At 42.3% G+C, this 23,078-nt stretch carries 18 protein-coding genes; 5 read left to right on the top strand and 13 right to left on the bottom strand.

Going from position 1 to position 23,078, the window contains the following annotated elements; genetic code table 11:
• Window positions 1-16 precede the first annotated feature (16 nt).
• Window positions 17-775: a peptidoglycan-binding domain-containing protein gene (locus G4P69_RS12305; protein WP_243902940.1), complete on the top strand. Its 759-nt coding sequence runs from the start codon at window positions 17-19 to the stop codon at window positions 773-775.
• Between the two features lie 226 nt (window positions 776-1,001).
• Here G4P69_RS12305 and G4P69_RS12300 read toward each other — a convergent pair whose 3' ends face one another.
• The 3 genes from G4P69_RS12300 to G4P69_RS12290 all read right to left on the bottom strand — a co-directional run bounded on the left by G4P69_RS12300 (window position 1,002) and on the right by G4P69_RS12290 (window position 2,914).
• Window positions 1,002-1,988, bottom strand: coding sequence for a bestrophin family protein (locus G4P69_RS12300; protein ID WP_208350068.1), 987 nt, complete (start codon window positions 1,986-1,988; stop codon window positions 1,002-1,004).
• 93 nt (window positions 1,989-2,081) lie between these two features.
• Complete coding sequence (locus tag G4P69_RS12295; protein ID WP_243902944.1) at window positions 2,082-2,489, bottom strand: Uma2 family endonuclease; 408 nt, start codon at window positions 2,487-2,489, stop codon at window positions 2,082-2,084.
• Between the two features lie 113 nt (window positions 2,490-2,602).
• Window positions 2,603-2,914: a hypothetical protein gene (locus G4P69_RS12290; protein WP_208350063.1), complete on the bottom strand. Its 312-nt coding sequence runs from the start codon at window positions 2,912-2,914 to the stop codon at window positions 2,603-2,605.
• 279 nt (window positions 2,915-3,193) lie between these two features.
• Between G4P69_RS12290 and G4P69_RS12285 the strand changes: the two genes are divergently transcribed.
• Window positions 3,194-3,385 carry a hypothetical protein gene (locus tag G4P69_RS12285; protein ID WP_208350059.1) on the top strand — a complete coding sequence of 64 codons (192 nt, stop codon included), beginning with the start codon at window positions 3,194-3,196 and terminating at the stop codon, window positions 3,383-3,385.
• 47 nt (window positions 3,386-3,432) lie between these two features.
• Here the strand turns inward: G4P69_RS12285 and G4P69_RS12280 are convergent, their stop codons facing one another.
• The 5 genes from G4P69_RS12280 to G4P69_RS12260 all read right to left on the bottom strand — a co-directional run bounded on the left by G4P69_RS12280 (window position 3,433) and on the right by G4P69_RS12260 (window position 8,972).
• Window positions 3,433-3,804 (bottom strand): phospholipid-binding protein, encoded by a 372-nt coding sequence (locus G4P69_RS12280; protein WP_208350056.1) that lies wholly within the window; start codon window positions 3,802-3,804, stop codon window positions 3,433-3,435.
• A gap of 141 nt (window positions 3,805-3,945) precedes the next feature.
• Window positions 3,946-6,396 (bottom strand): sucrose synthase, encoded by a 2,451-nt coding sequence (locus G4P69_RS12275; protein WP_208350053.1) that lies wholly within the window; start codon window positions 6,394-6,396, stop codon window positions 3,946-3,948.
• Between the two features lie 127 nt (window positions 6,397-6,523).
• Entirely contained in the window at window positions 6,524-7,777 is a 1,254-nt protein-coding gene (gene coaBC / locus G4P69_RS12270) for a bifunctional phosphopantothenoylcysteine decarboxylase/phosphopantothenate--cysteine ligase CoaBC (RefSeq protein WP_208350052.1), read from the bottom strand.
• 192 nt (window positions 7,778-7,969) lie between these two features.
• Window positions 7,970-8,182 carry a protein IsiD gene (gene isiD / locus G4P69_RS12265; RefSeq protein ID WP_208350049.1) on the bottom strand — a complete coding sequence of 71 codons (213 nt, stop codon included), beginning with the start codon at window positions 8,180-8,182 and terminating at the stop codon, window positions 7,970-7,972.
• 154 nt (window positions 8,183-8,336) lie between these two features.
• Complete coding sequence (locus tag G4P69_RS12260) at window positions 8,337-8,972, bottom strand: alpha/beta hydrolase (RefSeq protein ID WP_208350046.1); 636 nt, start codon at window positions 8,970-8,972, stop codon at window positions 8,337-8,339.
• A 31-nt stretch (window positions 8,973-9,003) separates the two neighbouring features.
• On the opposite strand from G4P69_RS12260, the gene purH reads away from it, so the two are divergent.
• Window positions 9,004-10,548: a bifunctional phosphoribosylaminoimidazolecarboxamide formyltransferase/IMP cyclohydrolase gene (gene purH, locus G4P69_RS12255; protein ID WP_208350043.1), complete on the top strand. Its 1,545-nt coding sequence runs from the start codon at window positions 9,004-9,006 to the stop codon at window positions 10,546-10,548.
• Window positions 10,549-11,063: 515 nt separating this feature from the next.
• Entirely contained in the window at window positions 11,064-11,420 is a 357-nt protein-coding gene (locus G4P69_RS12250) for a hypothetical protein (RefSeq protein WP_208345702.1), read from the top strand.
• A gap of 8 nt (window positions 11,421-11,428) precedes the next feature.
• Here the strand turns inward: G4P69_RS12250 and G4P69_RS12245 are convergent, their stop codons facing one another.
• Window positions 11,429-15,793: a CHAT domain-containing tetratricopeptide repeat protein gene (locus tag G4P69_RS12245; RefSeq protein ID WP_243902939.1), complete on the bottom strand. Its 4,365-nt coding sequence runs from the start codon at window positions 15,791-15,793 to the stop codon at window positions 11,429-11,431.
• Between the two features lie 70 nt (window positions 15,794-15,863).
• Window positions 15,864-16,964 (bottom strand): helix-turn-helix domain-containing protein, encoded by a 1,101-nt coding sequence (locus G4P69_RS12240; RefSeq protein ID WP_208350041.1) that lies wholly within the window; start codon window positions 16,962-16,964, stop codon window positions 15,864-15,866.
• A gap of 259 nt (window positions 16,965-17,223) precedes the next feature.
• Between G4P69_RS12240 and G4P69_RS12235 the strand changes: the two genes are divergently transcribed.
• Window positions 17,224-17,466 (top strand): hypothetical protein, encoded by a 243-nt coding sequence (locus G4P69_RS12235; RefSeq protein WP_208346600.1) that lies wholly within the window; start codon window positions 17,224-17,226, stop codon window positions 17,464-17,466.
• Between the two features lie 68 nt (window positions 17,467-17,534).
• Here the strand turns inward: G4P69_RS12235 and katG are convergent, their stop codons facing one another.
• The 3 genes from katG to G4P69_RS40225 form a co-directional block, all read right to left on the bottom strand.
• Complete coding sequence (gene katG / locus G4P69_RS12230; RefSeq protein WP_208350033.1) at window positions 17,535-19,697, bottom strand: catalase/peroxidase HPI; 2,163 nt, start codon at window positions 19,695-19,697, stop codon at window positions 17,535-17,537.
• A gap of 548 nt (window positions 19,698-20,245) precedes the next feature.
• Window positions 20,246-21,493, bottom strand: a complete 1,248-nt coding sequence (locus G4P69_RS12225) for an McrC family protein (protein ID WP_208350027.1) — start codon at window positions 21,491-21,493, stop codon at window positions 20,246-20,248.
• Window positions 21,490-23,076, bottom strand: a complete 1,587-nt coding sequence (locus G4P69_RS40225; RefSeq protein WP_310833813.1) for an McrB family protein — start codon at window positions 23,074-23,076, stop codon at window positions 21,490-21,492. Before G4P69_RS40225 ends, G4P69_RS12225 begins: the two co-directional genes overlap by 4 nt.
• Window positions 23,077-23,078: the final 2 nt, after the last annotated feature.

Raw genomic sequence — 23,078 nt, 5'->3', positions numbered from 1 at the left:
AGTAAAATCAAACATAATGAGTGATATTGCCCTGCTGATGACGGGCGTGTTAACGACAGGACAACCATCGTCGCCGCCAGTTTTATCGGAGCAACCACTGTTAGAATTAGACAATAGTGTCGAGCAGTCAACGCGGGGTGAGTTATCTCAGTTAGTTCCAACTGCTCAGATGACACCTCCTGAATTCATGCAGTCAAATGGGACGATGCTCTCTGCTCCTTCAGCAAATACAACACAGGCAAACAGTAGCAACCAAGTGTCATCAATAGACATTGGTGAAAATCTTCATAACAAAATTTCTTCCGACATACAGATTAAAAATATATACCAAAAACCTACTGATCAGGTTTTAAATTCAGCAGCTTTAAGGGCAAATATAGTCAGTTATTCTTTACAAGCAAACTTTTCTCGACTTGGAAAGCAGTCAGATATTAAAGAAAACACCCCTAATGAGAGTTATCTTAACCAGCAAAAAGCCGCTTTTGAAAGTGCAAAACAACCAGACTTAATACAAAAACAAAACTCTACCAGTAGCAAATCTGTCACAAAGTTCCAGAAGGTGTCTTACCCACCTATGCCAACTTTGGGATTTGGGGACTCTGGTATTTCTGTGAGAGTTTTGCAACGGCTGTTACTTGCCAATGGTTATGCTATTCAAGTCGATGGAACTTTCGGCGCGCTCACCGAGACTGCCGTTAAAACGTTTCAGTACCGACGAAATTTGTTAGTCGACGGAATAGTTGGGCAACAAACTTGGTATGAGTTGACAAAATAGTTTACTGGAATTTGACGGCTTTTTGATGCTCAAATGGGTCATACTAATGGAGATTGATTCTGACCAAAACCAAACTAATGAGTGCTTTTCAAGATATGTTGAATAAAGCTCCTAATGAGTGTTTAGTTGTGGCTCCTAATCCATGAATATCGATCCTTTCTCGGCTAGAAATGGCGATCGGCATGGCAATCAACAGGAACAGACCAAAAAAGAAGTCGTTGCTTAATTAACTAGCCAGCCTAACTAACTCTTCAACACTGCGTTGTATAGTATTGCAGATCGCATCTAAAGGTAGATCACTTTGATCATGTCCGAAAGGTTCTTCAATTTCAGAGCCAATTTCTTCAATACTTAATAATGTGAAGCTCACAAAAGCCATGATGATACCAGTCCACCAACCAAAATCATCAACAAGATCAAGAGGCAATATTAAGCAATAAATTAATATCAATTGTCTGAGTCTAATTGAGTAAATTATAGGTAATGGTGTTTTCAAAATGCGCTCACAACCACCCAAAATATTTACCAATTCGTCTACTAATTTCTGTAAAGCAGTTAATTGATAGATATTTAAACAATTCTGGTCATACCGCTCCTGTAAATAAGCTCCTATCCAGAAGCTAATTAGTAGTGGGGGATGATTCGTATCTTTAAGATTCACATAATTGTTTGATAACATCAATGGTACTAGCTCATCGTTTACAGGCTCTGCCCTTAGATGTAACTTCATTGCAACAGCAAAAGCAACTAATAGCCATAGTGTCGCTTCTTTTTCTAGTCGATCTGACGGCGATTGCTCTTTAACTACTATCCAAATACCACGCGCCAGGTTACGGCTTGTATTGACTAGAGAACCCCAGAGTTTCCGTCCTTCCCAAAATCGCTCATGAGCTGTATTTGTCCGAAAAACCAGTAACAAAGTTAAACCAATATTAAAACTTAAGACAGCATTGATGGTTACGGTATTCTTATTCGGGAAGGCTATGGGGCATCCGAAATGATAGAGCAATGATACTAAAAAACCATAGAAACAACAAAAGAGGATCGCGGGAAGAATCACTGGAAGCGCTGCTTTTTCAAAACGGAGAGTGACTTGAAACCAGTTGAGTTTTTCTCCTTTATAAAGATGATACTTTCCTGCAAACGAATTCTTTTTCCTCCCTAAATATCTTTTCCACCGTTCCCGGTTATTATTCGGATTTGAGTTGTTCATCTGTTCTAGTAGAGATGGAAGGACCCCACACGAATTTTATAACCAGTTACTTTTTGATAACAACTGCCAACAGTTAGTTGACGAAATAGGATTTTAGCTATTTAATCCAGCACGTTGAAAGATGGTTGATGGGGTAATTTCTAGTTTGGGTAGTAAATCATCAGTAATGACTTGATCGCCTCGATAAGTAATAGGAAGGGAAGAAGGAGCAAATACAGTTATGGTCTGAGCTTTTGTATCAACTACCCAAACACGAGAAACACCAGTTTTGAGATAATCTATGGCTTTTGCGATCATTTCCCCAAAAGTTTGGCCAGGTGAGATAATTTCAATAACTAATTCAGGTGCAACAGGACAAGCTTCATCGTGTAACCAATTAGCAGCTAGACGGTTATAAGAAACATACGCCAAACCCGGTACGGGTATCCAATCTTCATTTTCCAGTTTTAATTTAATAGCCCACTCAACTCCTGATATATCTATCCAAGTTCCGCAGCTCATAGGCGTACAGAAAAACTGATGGTAAGGGCGTAGCCTCCGGCTTCTCGCAGAGTATGGCATTCGCCCCTACAAGTTGGCAGCGACTATTCTCTGTTAATGTCTATACTGACGACTTAATAATATCGATGCTCGTAACGTTCGCGATCGCGATCCCAACGGTGTTCACGTTCCCGACGGTGTTCGCGTTCCCAACGTTCATGACGCTCGCGCGCAAGCTCACGTTCACGCTCACGTTCCCGTTCCCATCGGCGCTCCCTCCAGGATGGAGAATGACCAATGTTCAAGATAATTTGAGCATAAAGATCGCTGGATGGCTGTTTACTGGCTAGACTGGAAGAAAGATTTGGGGTGTTCATCGCCACGGATGGCTGTATGATAGTGGCGGTGGCAACGATACCCGTCAATAGAGGAACTGCTTTTAACATTGAGCTCTCCTAATTTGTTGATTTGAGGTTGAGCAACCCGATCAGTTCTCCTCCAAGGTGATACTAATGAGGGAGAACTGATTGTTAATATTGGACTGATGGTAATTGTTAGACGAGGTAGTGCTCAATTTAGTTCTATTTTTATTTGAATTTCTTTTAAAGAAATATCTGACTGATTTATAGCTCTTTCTATACTGATGAAGTACAGTCATACCCAAAACCATAGCGGTATAGATTTTGTCAGAATATATCAACAGACGTTAAGGATATAACTGCCCCATGCACAAAGAATATATGGAGACTTTAGAAGCGTTAGTTAATGAATCGACATTATCTACAATTTTAGAAATGTTGGAGCGAATATGCCATAAAAAAGCAGAAAATTTGAGAACTCACTGGCAAGATGAGGCTTCAGCAAAGCTTTGGGAGAAAGCTGCTAGACAGATAGAACAAATAAATGTAGATGTTTGATTACTTGTGTTTAGACTTGCTTCTCCCTGCTATGCCTCATCAAGCTTCTATTCAACAGTAACTTGACTAGTATCAACATCAGTGGCACCGTTTACTCCTTGTGCCACTGAAACCATTTTGTTGAGAATGTCTTGACTTGGAACTTTACCTTTTAAAACGACAGTACTACCTGTCTGAGCAACCCATAGGGTGTGAATGTCATCAACTTCCGAGTCTTGGTCAAAAGCAAGTGCTACACGCTTTGCTAACCCACTTTGATCGTATTCTCCATTCAAACCCAAACGCTCTGCAGGAATTGATTGAGTTGCAGCAGGAGCAGCAGCAGTCTGTGTCTCTTCAGTTTGCTGTTGTTCGGGTGCAGGATTGACTTGTGCATTATTGGGTTTCTCAATTCCAAAAAGTCTTTGTAACCAACCCATAAACTTTATTCTCCTCTTAGCCGCATATCATAGTATTAATTTAGTTTTTTGATAAAATTGCTACATCTGCCTAAGAAAAGATATGCAGTCAAGTTAACTCCTGCTTTAGATGGAGTAACGGTAAATCCAAGTACTGCAGCCCTATATCGTTGATGCTTGTTGTTCTAGTAGTTGTTGCGATCTTGGTTTATAAATTAAATAGAACAAAGCCTCAATATAGCGTAATAAATCTTCACGTTTTTCTTTTGAAGTAAAGTTCCAGAAGCCATAGATTCGCGCCAGAGATAGTAGCTTACTCGTATGGATTCTCCATGTGTAGGTGCTAAAAACTCTTTCAATAGCCTGGTGCGAAATTTCATCCCAGTACTTAGGATTTTGCTCGCATTTAATGACAAAATCCAGAATTTTTTCAGATGTTTCTTCTAAATTAGTCGGGTTAATGTAAAAGCCATTTACCCTATCCTGAATAATTTCTAGTGGACCACCAAATTGTGTGGCAAAAGTTGGTAATCCTGAAATCATCGACTCTAAAATAGTTAAACCGAAAGCCTCAAACAAAGCTGGCTGCACAAAAATTCCTTTGTGATCAGCGATGACTCGATAAATTTCACCAGAGTCAGGCTTTGACAAGCGGACACCTAACCAGCGAATTTTTCCTTGAAGATTGTATTTTTCAATAATATTGTAGAGTTTGACAATTTCATCACGTTCTTCATGGTCATCAGATTCTTCCACGCGCAACTTACCCGCTACTAAAATTAAGTTGCAATACTCCTGCAATTGTTGACTTTTACCAAAAGATTCGGCTAAACCTGTGAGGTTTTTAATTCGGTCAAGTCTTGCAATTGAGAATAAAGGGCGTTTGCTTTTGTCGTCAAGTTTGCCGAAAATCTGGGTGGAATCTTCGAGAGTAAAAAGCATTTCTTCGATTCTTTGTCTGTCGCTCTCAACTCTGTCTTCTGTTCTCGTGTAGGGAAAAAAGTAATTTTCATTCACCCCTGGGGGTACTATATTGAATTTGGGAGAGAATAACTCAATACCACTTACCACATGGTACAAATCCGGCATTGTGAAACACTTATAAGACTCGTACTGTCCCAAGCTAGATTCGGTTCCCACAATTTCTTGGTAAGTACTGGTGATGATAAAATTGGCAGCGTTCATTGCTAATAAATCAGCAGTAAACTGTAACGAAAAATGATATTTATCTTCTAAATCCTGCCAGTAGAGGTTACTGAACAAGTATTTGGATTTTTCTAAAGCATGACCAATGTTACACTGAGTCACTTTCAACCGACGTGCTAGCAAAAAGGCTGCCAAATTACCATCAGAATAGTTACCAACGATCAAATCAGGTTTACCCTGAAACTCTACTAGAAGTTCTTTTTCTGCATCTATTGCGAAGGTTTCAAGATATGGCCAAATCTCAAACCTCGAAATCCAATCCTTAGCTGCTTTAGAATTAAATTCTCGGAAAGGAACTCTTAAAATCCAAGCATTTTCTGTATCATGGACTTTTTCCAAACGTTGGTTACAAAGAGTTCCGTCACTATTAGGAATTAGGCGAGTGAGAATAATTACTTTTGGCTCGACATTTAATCCTTCTAAACCAGCTAATATTGCATCTTCTTGGAGTTGCTTTTCTAGAGTTTTTGCTTGATCAAGCACGTAGACAACTTGACCCCCAGTATCAGGACGCCCTAAAACACCCTCCTGCCCAAACCAGCCGTGAATTGACACTAGGACAATCCTAAAAATTATCGGAATACGGGAAAGGAAGGCTTCTAAGATTTGTGAATCTGGAGAGTCGATGAGTTCATCAAGAAGGCTGAGGGTTTCTTTTACTCGCGCGGCTGTGTTACCCCATCCTGGTTCAAACCCCATCGTTTGTAGTTCAAACCGGAATTTTTCGTAAGGTAGCTCGCTGTCATGATTATCTAATACAGCTATAGCTTGCTTAACTTGTTCGGAAAGTTGCTGTTGAGATTGAATATAGTCGCTAATCAATAACTGAGTACCGTTATACTGGTGCAAGCGCAAGAACATGAACAAGCTTTCCAGCCATTGGTTGCGATCTTCAAATAGCTGGCTGGATAGATAGCGGTTGAGGTACTGTACACCCTTACCAATGTTTTTTGGATCGCGAATCACTGGCGAGTAATCATAAAACGGATTGAAATCTAGTTCTAGAATGTTGCCTTCTTGGGGATGATATCGGTTAACGAAGCGATCGCCCCTTGGGCGCAGCGCTTCGCTATCGCGTAAATCCAAAAGTTCTTCTACACTCATCGGTTCAACACTTAAATCTCCTGTTACCCGATAAACTTCTTGACTTGCAATTTTAGGGCGGATAACGAAGCAGAGAGTTAAGTCCTGTACAATAATTTCTTGAGTGTAGTAAATGAGTTTACCTAAACGTGAAGAAGTGTAAGCCTCTTTGGGCTTTTGGTATTTGGAACAATATTCACTATATATATTAAGTATCTCGTTTCGCAGCAAGTATTTGTTTGGGTGCTGGTGCAATTCACTGATGAAGCAACGCAAATCGCTTTTTTCTTCGCTATCCAAAACAGCTTTAAAAAGTTGAGACATAAATAAGATGTTCCACATCTAGTTTAAGGGGGCAAGGGGCATAGGGCATAGGGCATAGGGTTTGAAGCTTTCCCGACTAATAGAGCAAAATGTAACTTAAATGTGGAAAAGCTTAACTACTCTCAAGTCAAATATTGGTGGTAGACTGAATCTCGGAATGCATTCCCATCCCAAGAGTGGGAACAACAAAATCAAATAAGTGATGCGCCATTTCTAACTTAGAACAAGAGGCGATTTCTAGCTTGGTTCCTTGTTTGTCTAAAAATACCGCTCTATTGTTATCGCTGCCAAAACCACTACCGGGTTCGTCTATTGGGTTTGCAACAATGACATCCAAATTCTTATTATACAATTTCTCTAATGCTGGCTTGATAATATCGCCTGTTTGTGCTGCGAACCCGATTAATTTTTGATGTGGTTGCTTGCAGGTTGCCAATTCCGCGATGATATCTGGGACAAATTCTAAAGGTAAGGTTTCAGGAAGCGATCGCTTTGGCAATTTCTGATAACTATACTCTCGTGGCTTAACATCAGCAACAGCCGCCGACATTACAATCACATCAGCATTAAGTAAATACTCTAACATACTAGCTCGCATTTGGTCAGCACTAACAACCGGAATAGCTTGTATTCCTAAAGGTACATCCCAATTTGCTGGGGCATGTACTAGTGTAACATTTGCTCCTCGGTGAAGTGCAGCTAATGCTGTAGCTAACCCCATTTTGCCTGTAGAAGGGTTACCTATAAAACGTACTGGATCAAGATGCTCTCGCGTTCCTCCAGCGCTGATTAAAACGCGCTTTCCTGCTAAGTCTCGCTTACCGAAGGTTTGGAGAAGAGATTGAGTGTAAGCAACAATTTCCGGAGGTTCTGCCATTCTCCCAGATCCGACGCGATCGCACGCCAACAAACCCGACGCGGTATTCATTGCATGATATCGGCTATCTGTTAATAATTGTTGCCAATTGCGTTGCACCGACATTTGTTCCCACATATCAGTATTCATTGCAGGAACTAACAATATGGGGCTTTTAGAAGCTAACACGGTATTGGTTAGCAAATTATCAGCCATTCCATAAGCTAACTTTGCTAATGTATTAGCCGAGAGGGGTGCAATGACAAACACATCCGCCCATTCGCCTAAGTCGATGTGTAATGGGCGAGAGTGAGTTGATTCCCAAAAATTTTCGTCAGTGTAAGCGGGGTGGCGAGACAGTGTTGCTAAAGTCAGAGGTGTGATAAATTCTTGCGCCTTGGATGTAAGAATAACTCGAACTTCCACCCCAGCTTTAAATAGTGTAGAAACAACCTCACAAACCTTATAAGCCGCGATCCCGCCGCTTACACCAACTAAAACCCTTCGCGATTTTGCGTTCTTCATGATTGTTAGTAGTTAGTTGCTAACACTAACACTAACTGAAGAATACAGGAGTCAGGAGTCAGGAGTCAGAATGATCAATAGGGGTTAAAACTTCGTCTATAAATGGACGAAATAGGAGTTGAAACTTTTCCTAAAACACCATCCCTTTATGGGTAGTATTCTGACTCCTGTATTCTGACTCCTGACTCCTGTTTACGCTTCGTCGTAGGGTTCTAAGTCTAACAGATGAATATATGGTTCTACTAACTCAGGACGCTGGAACGCGATCGCACGCAGTAAGTGCCAATCATTTAACCCCTCAAAAGCATTACTGTAGTTATCTTGCTCCAGACGTATAGCTAACTGTTCCACCTCTTTTGAAGTTATGCCAGCAATTTCTTGTTTTGAAATGCTTAGAGTACTCATTATGCTTGCCCCTCCCTTAAGCCGCAGTCGCATCCAGCATGGGTAGATTTGCGCTTGACGAATCTACCCAATATATATTACCCATTCCAAGGTGTGAATTCTGTGAAAATTTTCAGTATTTCTTTCGGAATTTGTAAAAATTGTGTAATCTCAATCAGGAGAGTGTATCCACTACAAAATTTCTAAACAATTCCAGTACCTCTGGACTGATTTCGTGACCCATATCAAATTCTTGGTATTTTACTGTAACTCCTAGTGATTCTAAAGTCTTCCGTGCTGAAATCGCAGCTTCTAGTGGAACAACAGTATCTTGCTTGCCATGTGTTATCAAAACTGGAGGTACAGATTTTGCATCCAATGTTTTTAAACCTTCCGCACTTGGATGTAAATACCCACTCATAGCTACTAAACCTGCTAGGGGTAACTTTAACCCTACATCTAAAGTCATAGCTCCACCTTGAGAAAATCCGCTCAAGATTGTTCGCGATAAAGGTATGCCAGTAGTACTTTCCAAAGATTGTAACCAATCAGTTAGTAACTCCCGACTTTGTATTAAGCCCTGATACATATTTTCCATTCTGAGATCGTACCATGCTCTCCCCACAGATGAATCCGGAAAAGGAAAAGGAGCGTCGGGAAACAAAAACTGATAATTTGGCAAGTTGAAATATGGTGATAAAGATGCCACATCCTCAGCATTAGCACCCCAACCGTGCAAAGTTACGATTAAACCCTTTGGTGCTTGCCCTGATTTTGGAGGTACAGTAATAACTTCTAGAGAATTATTCATTAGCTGTTTGTTGAAAGGAATCTCGGAAATTATGACACGTCTCGCCTTGCTAAGTGTATCTAACAAAAGAGGTTTAATTGAGCTTGCCCGTACTTTAGTAGAAGAGTTCAGCTTCGATTTAATCAGTAGCGGGGGAACAGCACAAGCGCTCAAAGACGCAGGACTCCCAGTTACAAAAGTAGCTGATTATACAGGCTCTCCAGAGATTTTGGGTGGTCGAGTCAAGACTTTGCATCCTCGAATTCATGGTGGTATTCTAGCACGGCGCGATGTCACCCAAGATGTTACAGATTTAGCAAATAACCAAATTCGTCCCATAGATTTGGTGGTTGTCAATCTTTACCCTTTTGAGGAAACGATTGCTAAAGAGGGTGTGACTTTATCTGAAGCAATTGAGCAAATAGATATTGGTGGTCCTGCTATGCTGAGAGCATCTGCAAAAAACTTTGCTCATCTCACAGTTTTGTCTGATCCAGCACAGTATGAAGAATATTTACAGGAATTGCGTCAACATGGTGGTGAAGCGTCGCTACAGTTTCGCCAAAAGTGCGCTTTGAGCGGATTTTTACATACTTCTCGCTATGATCAGGCGATCGCATCTTATCTCACACAGCAATCAGCAACAGAATCCACTTTACCTCAACAATACACCCATTCTGGTACACAACTGCAATCTCTCCGCTATGGTGAAAATCCTCATCAAAGTGCAGCTTGGTATCAAACTGGTAATAGTGCAGAGGGATGGGCAGGGGCTACCAAAATTCAAGGTAAGGAACTGAGTTACAATAATTTAGTTGATTTAGAAGCAGCACGACGGATCATTTCAGAATTCACTGATAGCCCAGCCGCCGCAATTCTCAAACATACTAATCCCTGTGGTGTTGCTTTAGGTAGTAGTCTTAAAGAAGCTTACGAAAAGGCTGTTAACGCTGATCCCGTTTCTGCGTTTGGGGGAATTGTTGCGCTTAACCGTTCAATTGATGCTGATACTGCGACTGAGTTAACAAAGCTATTTTTAGAATGTGTGGTTGCACCAGGGTGTGAGCCAGAAGCGCAACAAATTCTCGCTGCTAAATCAAAGGTGCGGGTGTTAACTTTACCTGATTTGAGCAGTGGAGCAAAGGAAACTGTGAAAGTCATAGCTGGTGGTTTCCTTGTACAAACAGCAGATGATATCGTAGCGGATACGAGTAAGTGGCAAGTTGTAACTGAGAGGAAACCAACTGAGCAGGAGTTGGAAGAATTGCTGTTTGCTTGGAAGGTTTGCAAACACGTGAAATCGAATGCTATTGTTGTGAGTCGCGATCGCGCTACAATCGGTGTGGGTGCAGGTCAGATGAACCGTGTTGGCTCGGTTAAAATAGCTTTAGAACAAGCTGGAGAAGGGGCAAAAGGTGCTTTTCTTGCTAGCGATGGTTTCTTTCCGTTTGATGATTCAGTAAAAACATCTGCTGCTGCGGGAATCACGGCTATTGTACAACCAGGGGGAAGTCTCCGGGATCAGGATTCTATCGAAGCTGCAAATAAACTAGGCCTAGTCATGGTATTGACGGGTGTTCGGCATTTTCTACATTAAAGAATTTCGACCGTCAAGGAACAAAGTCCACTTGATAAAGTGTCACTTAACCTATTTGTCTTTTATTTGAACCAGTGATACTCTTTAGTTGTGTGTGAGGAGTAAGTTGAAGATAAAAAGCGCTTGAGGTGGAAACACGGCAACACTCTCGAGCGCTTTTTGCTATGTAAGTATCGATCTATTAGGGATGCTTAGGGTTTTACCTGAGAAATATCAACGCTCTTGATGTTCTAAATACGAGTTAATTGCACATCAAATAACAGCATGAATTTTCACAAACTCGCCCTTGCTGACTGACGAAAATAAAGCCTTCTAGGCGTGTCCTACACATAGTTAGGATTTTGTGGAACTACTTAAGCTATTCTGGGTGTGCAGTCAACAAATAGCTCTTTCGTGTAAGCCATCTCTATGGTGTGGGAAATGAATGCTGTGAGTGCGATCGCTATATTGCTAGATTAGGCATTATAATGTATAGTCATGTAGTTTTTCGTGTATTTACTGGTTAAAACTATTAAATGATTACTGTTACACCAGAGGAAATTAGCCAGTTCCGCAACCAGTTGGCTGATAGTCCAGAGGCATTAGTAGCTTTAGATACCATAGAAGAGTGTGAAGGCTATTTAGACGATGCAGTTCCACTGCTGTTTATGCGGGAAACTGCACAAGAAGCAGATAGAGGATTAAATGATTGGTTAGAGAGAATCCGCAAATTTGTTTGTCAAGAGGAAGTTAGAGACGCTTTAGAATCTGGATTCATTGCTCCAATTATAGAACCGTTTGCAGTTAGTACAGGTATTCCTTTGGGTACTGCCACTGCACTTAGTATATTGGTATTTAAACTGGGGGCGAAAAAGTTTTGTGAAGTACCTTAACCTGGTGATTAATGTCCAGAAGCGATAAATCCAGCCCAGTAGTAGGGATTGGCAAAAGGTAGGTGTTGACGTTGCTTGATTCGTTTCAAAGATTCTTCAAATATTAATACTTGTCCTTTTCTCAATTGGGCAAGTATCTTTTTATCTTCCCAAAACTTGACTACTTCCTCAACAGTCAGATTTCGTAGCCATGTTTGAGCTTCCTTTAGAGCTATGGCAACATCCCCAGCTTCTAGGTTATCAAGTCGGAATAAGTTTTCGTAGAATTTAATCATTAAAAAGCTGGTAGACAAATCATTTACTCTCCAGAGAGAACTAACAACACTGGAACTACCTGCTAACAAAAAACCGCTAGGTAAACCAATATATTCGTCGCTGGTATTTTGAAAATCAATCAATCCAGTCTCGCAAGCGGAAAGGGTGACGAGGCGACATTTTTCTAATTTGAGAGCAAAGATTTTATCTAAGGTAAGGCATTTGTCTAAATCGTGGGTTTCTCCTGCTCGCACATTCAGATAACGTTCCAAGTCGTGTTTTGTTGCTGTGTCTTCGACTGCTGCATTGGCTAGAATCAAACCTGATTGACTAGCATTTGTCAAATTAAAAGAACCGTGACAACTAAAGTGGGCGCAGTGGTAAGTATTTAACTCAGATTGATTAATTGCAGTGAGTGTTGCGTCTGTTTTCTTCAGGATGTTGGCAGGATTAAAGTAGCTTTGAATAACTTGTACTTCTAAATCTGTATAGTTTAAATCTCCTGTGGGGTTTTGAACCGCAAACAAAGATTGAAAATCAGGACGTTTGCGTTGCTGTACCTGTTGCAGTAGTTGACAACTGGGTGCATAGCTCACACCATGAGGAAATAAATCTAGAAGACTAGAATAACTTGCAGCATTTTGATTTACTGGGAGTGCATGAAGGGGTAATAGATGCAGAAAGCGATGGGGAATTAAAATGAGTTGATTACACTGCTGTGGTATCCGGGTTAATATTTCATCGATGTGCAGGATTGCGGCTAATTGTTGAACTGCTGACTCTAAGCTATTCGGCCATTCGTCTTTCTGCCCGTAGTAATTTTGTAAATATTGACTTCCCCAATTTCCTAGAGCTTCTCTGTCTTCTGCTTGGGATTGCCAAACTGTTACTTCTCCTGTTTTGGTGACAATAAACGCCAGGATTTTATCATTCAGAATATACCACTCAATGATGACTGTATTCTCATTCAACGTAGCCTGAAATGAATTAAAATCAAAACCGTAACCAACAGGTAAATAGCAGTTTTGTAATTCATTACGCTGCCGGCGCAATTCTTGGAGATCTTTTGCTAAGACTTCGGGATTGTCTGCTTTGCCATTCTGGATTTGATATTGTCCTGCGGCTATTTCATCTCTGTAGGTTTCTAGTCGAGTGACAACATCTGGAGGGAAGATGGTTTTAGAGTCACGTTCCAGGATTTGCTCAACTAAATTACGAGTTTTACTCCGTTCAGCATATTCAATTGCTTCGGTAATCTTATTTAATTGCAAGCAAACTTCTACCATGCGGCTATAAACTTGGTTAAACTTTTCCGCTTGTTTGCGTTTGCTTTCTTCACCAGATACTATCTCTTCTCGTAAAGATTCTACTGTGTCAATGGCAGACTTAAAATCATTGTATGCTAAATCAAACTGGTTTGCGTCTTGGTAAGTAATTCCCCGGTTGAATAAAGTTTCTGCCCAATTTTGAGGCAAAGCTTCCCTGGTGTAGACAGTTAAAGCCGCTGTATAAGCCTTGATCGCATTTTCGATATTCTCTGCTCTGTCGCCTTTGATTCTCTTGCTGTAGGCATTGGCGAGATTATTTTGCGTCGTTGCCCAATCAACAGGCAATGCTTCCCTAGTTCTGACAGTTAAAGCGTCAGTAAAAGCAGCGATCGCCATTTCGATATTCTCAGCCTTGTCTCCTTTGATTTTATTGCTGTAGGCAAGAGCGAGATTATTTTGCGTCATTGCCCAATCAATAGGCAATGCTTCTCTAGTATAAACAGTTAAAGCCTCAGTATAAGCCTTGATCGCATTTTCGATGTTCTCTGCTCTGTCTCCTTTGATTTTATTGCTGTAGGCAAGAGCGAGATTATTTTGCGTCATTGCCCAATTTTGAGGCAAAGCTTCCCTGGTGTAGACAGTTAAAGCCGCAGTATAAGCCTTGATCGCATTTTCGATATTCTCTGCTCTGTCGCCTTTGATTTTATTGCTGTAGGCAACAGCGAGATTATTTTGCGTTGCTGCCCAATTTTGAGGCAAAGCTTCCCTGGTGTAGACAGTTAAAGCCGCAGTATAAGCCTTGATCGCATTTTCGATATTCTCTGCTCTGTCGGCTTTGATTCTATCGCTGTAGGCATTGGCGAGATTATTTTGCGTTGCTGCCCAATCAACAGGCAATGCTTCCCTAGTTCTGACAGTTAAAGCCGCAGTAGATGCAGTGATCGCATATTCGATGTTCTCTGCTTTGTCGCCTTTGATTCTCTCTCTGTAGGCAGCAGCGAGATTATTTTGCGTTGCTGCCCAATCAACAGGCAAAGCTTCCCTGGTGTAGACGGTTAAAGCCGCAGTATAAGCCTTGATTGCATTTTCGATGTTCTCTGCTTTGTCGCCTTTGATTGTGTCCCTGTAGGCAAGAGCGAGATTATTTTGCGTCATTGCCCAATCAATAGGCAAAGCTTCCCTGGTGTAGACAGTTAAAGCCGCAGTATATGCAGTGATCGCTTTTTCGATGTTCTCTGCTCTGTCGCCTTTAATTCTCTTGCTGTAGGCATTGGCGAGATTATTTTGCGTTGCTGCCCAATCAACAGGCAAAGCTTCCCTGGTGTAGACAGTTAAAGCCGCAGTATATGCAGTGATCGCATTTTCGATGTTCTCTGCTCTGTCGCCTTTAATTCTCTTGCTGTAGGCAGTGGCGAGATTATTTTGCGTTGCTGCCCAATCAACAGGCAAAGCTTCCCTGGTGTAGACAGTTAAAGCCGCAGTAGATGCAGTGATCGCATATTCGATGTTCTCTGCTCTGTCGCCTTTAATTCTCTTGCTGTAGGCATTGGCGAGATTATTTTGCGTTGCTGCCCAATCAACAGGCAAAGCTTCCTTGGTGTAGACAGTTAAAGCCGCCGTAGAAGCAGCGATCGCTTTTTCGATGTTCTCTGCCTTGTCTCCTCTGATTCTATCACTGTAGGCAGCAGCGAGATTATTTTGTGTTGCTGCCCAATCAACAGGCAAAGCTTCCCTGGTTCTGACAGTTAAAGCCGCAGTATATGCAGCGATTGCATTTTCGATATTCTCTGCTCTGTCGCCTTTGATTGTCCCCCAGTAGGCAGCAGCGAGATTATTTTGCGTCGCTGCCCAATCAACAGGCAAAGCTTCTCTAGTATAAACAGTTAAAGCCGCAGTATAAGCATTGATCGCATTTTCGATGTTCTCTGCTCTGTCGCCTTTGATTCTCTTGCTGTAGGCATTGGCGAGATTATTTTGCGTTGCTGCCCAATCAACAGGCAAATCTTCCCTAGTCCAGACGGTTAAAGCCGCAGTATATGCAGCGATTGCATTTTCGATGTTCTCTGCCCTGTCTCCTTTGATTCTCCCCCAGTAGGCAACAGCGAGATTATTTTGCGTTGCTGCCCAATCAACAGGCAAAGCTTCCCTGGTTCTGACAGTTAAAGCCGCAGTATATGCAGCGATTGCATTTTCGATGTTCTCTGCCCTGTCTCCTTTGATTCTCCCCCAGTAGGCAGCTGCAAGATTATTTTGCGTTGCTGCCCAATCAACACGAAAAGCTTTTTTGGTGTAGACAGTTAACGCGACTTCGTAGCCAGTGATAGCAATTTCTATATTGCTGGCTTTGTCACCCGAGGGGAATTGCTGAATTAGATTGCTAAATTTACCAATAATTGCTGCTAAATCTTCCACCTCATGTGCTTTCGCTTCCCTTCTATTTGTTGCGCAACGACGTAGTATTTCTGCAAACACTCCATCAAGTTTGTCTATATTCTGTGCCAACAAAAAGTAAACTATCTCGGGATTACCTTTGCTGTTTTCGGTTGCTTGTAGTACCTGGATCAAAAATCGAATATATGCTTGTATCTCCTCTTTACTCAGAGATTGCAAATCTATTTGAGTATCTAGATTCAACGCTTCCCCTAGTTGCATTGCCAAATTTTGCAACCTATTCGCTGTCTTCTCATCTCCATGTTGAGAACACATCTGTGCTACTTCTTCTACTTTCTGCACCAAGCCAGCATCAAGTAAATCTTGGTGTGCGGCTAAAATCTTTGGTACTTCACCATTGGGGGCATCTAACAGACTACGAATCAGGTTGAGATAGGCTTGCTGACGTTGTTCGTTCATGGGTAAGGGCGTGAGGTAAACGCATCTTGATTAAGCTTCAACAGTATTATCCTCAATTCCGAAATTATCCTCAATTCCGAAAGGGGGGTATTTCTTGACGACACACCCGCAGTTTTTCTACAGTTAAGTTGAGAAGTTCTGCGGCTTTCATCTCTGAAATTTTGCCCAATTTTAAAGACTGCCAAATTAGAAATTCATAACGTTCATTTTCTGGATAATCATCTAAAAGTAGTACTGGTGGCAATTCCATTAAATTTTGTAAAGATGCACCATCATGTTGCTTTTTATAAATTGCACAAATTTTTGCTTTCTCTTTATCGAAATCAATGATTCCCATGGATGCTAAACGACTTAAGATGACTAAGTAACTCACCCGAAAATGGCGTTTGAGTTTGACGATATCTTGGGTAAGTGAGTACATACGCTCAAATTCAGCTTGGGGAACAAGTAGGTGACTAGCAAAGTAATCAGCTACCTTTTCTTGTGGTTTTTCTTCCGATAAAGTTTCTTCTTCAATTAAAATTTCTTGGTACTCTCCACGGTGAAAAATTAAGTGTCCGATCTCATGTGCAAGGGTAAATAATTGACGTTCAATGCTAATGTTAGAGGTATTCACCAAAACAAAAGCACCGTCAATATCACTACAAGCACTCAGACCAAAGAAACCTTTAATCGGAACGGAGGAGCGTAAAACCTTTAAGCCGATTTCTTCAACGGACTGAAACAGGTTAGTAATAGGAGCATCTCCTAAGCCTAAGCGATGGCGAAACAAAGCAGCTATTTTCTGAATGTGCTTCTCGTTACCTTCTACTTGATAGCAGGGTGTACTTTCTGGGGTATAGCTTGGTAAGCCAACAGCTTGTTCTAGGGCGATATAAGTTTGCAGCATTCGTAGCACTTGGGCTGCAAATTGGGCGTTTTTGCCGAATTCCACATGAGCGCGGAACCGGAAGTTCGGTAGTCCTTCACCTTGAGAACGTAGTAAGTCATCAAGTGTAACGCCCAACGCATTCGCCAAAGCAGAAAGGATTTTGCTATCTGGTAAGGTTTTGGCGTTCTCGTAGTTATTAATGCTCTGGCGAGTTACCCCGGTAGTTGCAGCAAGTTGCTCTTGAGACAAGCCTAGACTTTTACGGTAGCGGATCAGGTTGGCAGCAATGATTTCTTTCATAGCTGATTTTTTATAGTGTTAGCGTAGCGTCTCCAAAGGAGCATTGTAAAAAGAGTTGACGGAGGTATAGAAAATTTTGTCAAAGTTATTGACATCATTTTACTTGAATTATAGCAAAGAATGTAAAAGCTCTTTTACATCTGTGCGAACAAAGTGTACTCGGTATCGCTGCCACAACATTTTGTAGTTACGCTGAAATATTAAGTAATACGATTTAGTGATAGAGTTTGAATGGGATAAAGCAAAGTGTCTTTGAAATATGAAAGCTCACAAAATAGAAGTCGTTTTAACTGAAGATGGAACTTTGACCCTACAGGGTTTACCCTTCCATGCTGGGGATGCTGTCGAAGTGATTATTCTGGAAACTAAAACTTCACAGTACCAAGCTCAACATATACCCCAATCAACTACAAATCCTTATCCAATGCACAACACAAAGCCATACTGTTATGACGACCCCACACAACCAGTTGCTTTAGAAGACTGGGAAGTTCTGCAATGATTGTACTTGATCCCACATACATATCCCCACACCGCGATGCTTAACAGTGTGAGGATGTGTTATGAAAGTTAAGCTATATCAAAGCGGTCGGCGTTCATCACCTTCGCCCAGGCTGTGACGAAGTCCTGCACGAACTTTTCTTTGTTGTCATCCTGCGCGTAGACTTCGGCATAGGCACGAAGGATCGAGTTGGAACCGAAGACAAGATCTACCCGTGTCGCCGTCCACTTAACATGATCCGTCTTGCGATCGCGGATTTCATACATGTTATTACCAGCTGGCTTCCACACGTAGTTCATGTCCGTTAGGTTCACGAAGAAGTCGTTTGTTAATACGCCTTCGCGATCAGTAAACACACCGTGCTTGGTGCCGCCATAGTTGGTACCTAGCACGCGCATACCGCCAACCAGTACCGTCATTTCAGGAGCAGTCAACCCTATAAGTTGTGTGCGATCAAGCATCAGCTCTTCGGGACTAACGCTGTAGTCCTTCTTGAGCCAGTTACGGTAGCCGTCATGGACAGGCTCTAGTGGCTCGAACGATTCGGCATCGGTCATCTCGTCCGTTGCGTCGCCCCGGCCAGGGGAGAAGGGAACGGTAATGTCAAAACCAGCAGCCTTAGCCGCCTGCTCGATGCCAACGTTACCTGCGAGTATGATAACATCTGCGACGCTGGCACCGGTATCCGCCGCGATGCCTTCCAGTACGGCCAGCACTTTGGCCAGACTTGCAGGCTCGTTAGCTTCCCAATCCTTCTGGGGGGTTAGGCGGATACGTGCCCCGTTAGCCCCCCCACGCTTGTCCGAATCCCGGAAGGTTCTGGCGCTATCCCAGGCGGTGCATACCATTTCGCTGATGCTCAGACCGCTGGCTGCAATTGCGTCCTTCACGACCTGAACATCATAGTTAGTGTTCCCGGCGGGGATCGGATCCTGCCAGATTAGGTCTTCTTGCGGCACGTCGGGGCCGATGTAACGAGTCTTCGGCCCCAAATCCCGGTGTGTCAGCTTGAACCACGCCCGTGCAAAGGTCTCGGCAAAGTAGACCGGATCGTGGTAGAAGCGCTCGGAGATTTTCCGATATTCAGGATCCATCTTCATCGCCATATCGGCATCGGTCATGATCGGGTTGAGGCGGATCGTGGGGTCTTCGACATCAACGGGCTTGTCTTCTTCTTTGATGTTGATCGGTTCCCACTGCCACGCACCGGCAGGGCTCTTCTTCAGTTCCCAGTCGTAATTAAGCAACTGGTGGAAATAGCCGTTGTCCCATCGGGTGGGATAGGTCGTCCATGCGCCTTCAATACCGCTGGTCACGGTGTTGCGACCAATACCGCGATGGGTGTTGTTGATCCAACCCAAGCCCTGTTCTTCGATATCGGCGGCTTCAGGTTCCACACCGAGCAACGCAGCATCGCCGTTACCGTGACATTTACCCACCGTGTGGCCACCAGCGGTAAGGGCGACGGTTTCTTCGTCGTTCATAGCCATACGGGCAAAGGTCTCACGTACATCATGGGCGGTCTTGAGTGGGTCGGGATTGCCGTCTACACCTTGGGGGTTGACGTAGACTAGCCCCATCATCACGGCAGCCAGCGGATTGTCGAGATCCCGCTCGCCAGAATAGCGACTGTTGGGATCGTTGCTGGGCGCGAGCCATTCTTTCTCCGAACCCCAGTATATATCTTTTTCGGGATGCCAAATATCTTCCCGTCCAAAGGCAAAACCGAAGGTCTTTAGCCCCATAGATTCATAAGCGATGGTGCCTGCGTAGGCAATCAGATCCGCCCAACTGAGCTTGTTGCCATATTTCTTCTTAACGGGCCAAAGCAGACGGCGAGCCTTGTCCAGGTTAGCGTTATCCGGCCAAGAGTTGATAGGTGCAAAGCGCTGATTACCGGTACCCGCACCACCGCGACCATCAGCTATCCGATAAGTACCCGCAGCGTGCCAGGTCATGCGGATCATCAACCCGCCATAGTGTCCCCAGTCCGCTGGCCACCACTCCTGGCTGTCCGTCATTAGTGCGTGCAGGTCTTTTTTGAGCGCGGCTACGTCAAGTTTCTTAACCTCCTCCCGATAATTGAAGTTCGCTCCCATCGGATTGGTCTTGCGATCGTGCTGACTCAAAATATCGAGGTTGAGTGCTTTGGGCCACCATTCCGTATTCGACATGCTAGTTGTCGTAGTACCACCGTGTATCACCGGACATTTGCCACTGGTAGTCGTCATATCAATTAATTCCTATTCAAGCAAACTCATTTCGAGCCTGATTAAAACTATAGCGTACTCATACTGACTTCGGATAATTTATTACATAAATTTTCTCTAAGGTTGGGATCAACATAGGCTTGTTCTGCTTGCCAGAAGAGCCTGAGAGATTGCAAAGGCTGAAAAATGCTTGTGCGATCTGCCCTTGGCAGCAATGCTTCTCTTCTCCTATCGGAGACGCTTCTCCTCACGGAGAGGCTGCGCCCGACGCGCAGCTATGCCCGCAGGGCTTTACGCGAACGCTATCGCTGCGCTCAACTATGGATAGCTACGAGTTGCTAATTGACCAATTTTCACAGATCAGATCTCAATACGGTTCGCTTAAGGATAATTGTAGGTTGGGTTGAACGCTCGTGTTACCCAACAAAATCCTAAAAATGTTGGGTTTCGTTCCTCAACCCAACCTACGCAATTTTAGGCTTTAGGCTTTAACCGAACCGTATTGGATCAGATCTGGGATATTTTCAAAGTGACGATTGCACATTCTACGTCCTTTTTCCAGTCCCACGTCAAAGAGTGCGTGGATCCCTATACCCGACAACGGAGTCAGTTTTTAACACATCTTGTAAAAAATGATAACCTGCTTGTTCCAAATCTCCTTCTAAAGAAAAAGTTAAACTGCGAATCTGGATGCTACCAACTTTGATATTCAAAGGTTCTGCCAAGGGTGATGGATAAATTAGAATTGCCTGGTGACAGCCTTTTGCTTCTGCATAGGCGACCATCTGGTTAATATCAGAAGTTAATGCTCTAGAAGCAGTTTTATACTTAGTATCTAAAACATATCTGGCTATCCCTGTTCTTAAGTCATAAATTACTAAGTCAATGTCCAAGTATAGTTCTTGCTGTTGACCCAAATAAATTCTTTCTTGGGACTGAATATCCAAACTGAAGGGTAGTAGTAAAGTTTCCCGATGCGCTTTCAACCATTCAGCTACAAAGCGTTCATAAAGTTGGGACAGATTAACCAAAAAAGGTAACATCGCATTTGTTCCCGTTTCGTGGCTAGGTGCAATGTGTTCCAAAAAGAAGCGACAAAGTGCATGTAAAGGGTGATAGTCCTGATTTAGGCGGTTATATCGTCGTCCTATACAACTTCTCGGGTTACACGGTTGCAATGTCACTAATCTTTGTAATGAATGATACGCAGTGCGTAACGTTGGCATTACACGTTCTGTACACAAACCACTATGGACAATTTGCCAGAGCGTCCAAGCAATAATTTGATTGTCTTCAAGGTCTGCGGTATGTTGTTCATACTGACATTGTATTTTAGTATCCCACGGTCTAGTAACTAGTTGTCTTACATTAATACGTCCTCGGACATGAGGTAAACGTTCTGTTTTGGAAACATAAGCACAATAGAATCCTTGACGACTACGTTTGAGAATGCGACGAGCTAAGATATCAGCTAGCCGTTCATAAAATTCTAAGAGAGTTTGACAATCCACCAGTCCTTCCAAAAAGCGAAAACCTTTGAGATCATAGGTGTACTCCAGCATTCGGAAAAGATTACTTAGCTTGACTTTGGGGCGTAAGGCAAGATGAAAATCAGGTGTTAAAGGAATATGACCAACCCACCCTTGGGAAGTTAGTCGCCAGTGATTGTCCGTTTTCGGAGAAGGGAACTCCACGCTCACCTGAGTATTGTAGTTACGCCATAACATTTCTCCTACTGCGTCAGGAAGTAGTGTTCGCCCCAACGAATTCGGTACATATTCAATTAACTCTATTATTTGTGGCAATGTGACACTCATGAGTAAATTTGCTTCTTGATTTCATTCCAGCGAAACAGATCCACTTTACTAGGTTGGTCGAAGAAATATTCTTCTAAATACGGCTCAATCTCAAGCTGCCAAATATTATCAATCTGATCCGCTAAGTCGGATCTCAAGAAAAAACTAATACCCACTTCGTTGTGAGGATTACCAATTACTTGGTTCAACTTCCTCAGTGTTTTAATCAATTTTTCTACTGGAAAACCAGTATTTAAGTGATGTTGGCGTAAAATCTCATAATTTGGGTATAGAGGAACAAAGGCAAAGCGGCGACGCAGAGCATAATCCACCAGAGCAATAGACCGATCTGCTGTGTTCATTGTGCCGATGATTCGTACATTATCAGGAATACTGAATATTTCACCTGCTGCCAAAGTTATTTTTTCATTACGATACTCTAGCAAATACATTAACTCCCCAAAAACATGGGCAGCATTCGCACGGTTGATTTCATCTATAATCAACACGCAAGTGTGCTGACAACGAGCTGCCTGATCACAAAAATTAAGGAAACGTCCGTTAACCAGTGGATAATCAAGTCCTCCATCAATTCTTTGTGGACGAATTCCTTGTATGAAGTCTTCATAAGTATAGGCAGAATGGAATTGAACAAATTCCACAAAACCAAGACTGCCATTAGTCAGATATTTAGCTAGTTTCTTAGCAACATATGTTTTACCTGTACCTGGAGGACCATAAAAAATTATTTGCTTTTTACGATCTATTGCTTTTAACCAATTTAAAAGTGTCTCTTCTTTAAGACCAATATCTATTGCACATTCACCGAGAGAATATTCTGGTTGTTTTTCTTGTTCTTGAAGATCGATAGTAAGTGTATCAACTTGATCACCAGATTTATGTTTTTTAGAATTAAAACCATAGTTTTTCACAGCGACTAGCCAATGACAAAACATGTCGAATAAGTCATCATCTCGTAAAGCTGGCACACCCAAATGACGCATATCAGAAGCTAATTCTTTAATCAAAATTTTCCCTGCTGCGTTAATAGACGGATATTCGGTTAACTTTTCGGTATAAGATTCTCGTGCGATATAATTAATAACTTGCTTTGATTTTTCATTAATTAATAAAAAATCATCAGGTCGCAGAGCATTCAGGATAGGTGTAAGCATTCCTATTTGGAAGCTTTGTGTATAAGGTAATTTTGAAAACTCCTGACAAGCTTCTTCTAGCTGAGTAGGATCTTGATAACAGCGGTAGACAAAATGAAATATAGCTTGAGCTATATTCCTCAAGTGTTCTGGTTTTGTTCCAACAGATTCAAAGCATTTTTTAATGTCCTTATCTATAACTGATGCATAGTGTATCCAAACATCTCTTTGACTATTATTAGCTGTGGCTGCGTAAGGAAGAAGATGTGACAAAACTACTTCGGTTATATCTTCCCCAGATTCATAGGCAGAGACTATTGCTTGAAAATTTCTCTTTCCTTTTTGACGCTGCTCTTCATAACTCGTCTTATGACGTAACCCAACCGGGGTATAAGGGTAAGAACTAATAAATTCTTTAAATAATTTGCTAAATTCTTCTTTTTTATTCACAA

The sequence above is a fragment of the Aetokthonos hydrillicola CCALA 1050 genome, from assembly GCF_017591665.1.
In the GTDB taxonomy this organism is placed as follows: domain Bacteria; phylum Cyanobacteriota; class Cyanobacteriia; order Cyanobacteriales; family Nostocaceae; genus Aetokthonos; species Aetokthonos hydrillicola.
The sequence above is the reverse complement of the archived record's forward strand: the minus strand, read 5'-3'. Positions and strand labels throughout refer to the sequence as shown.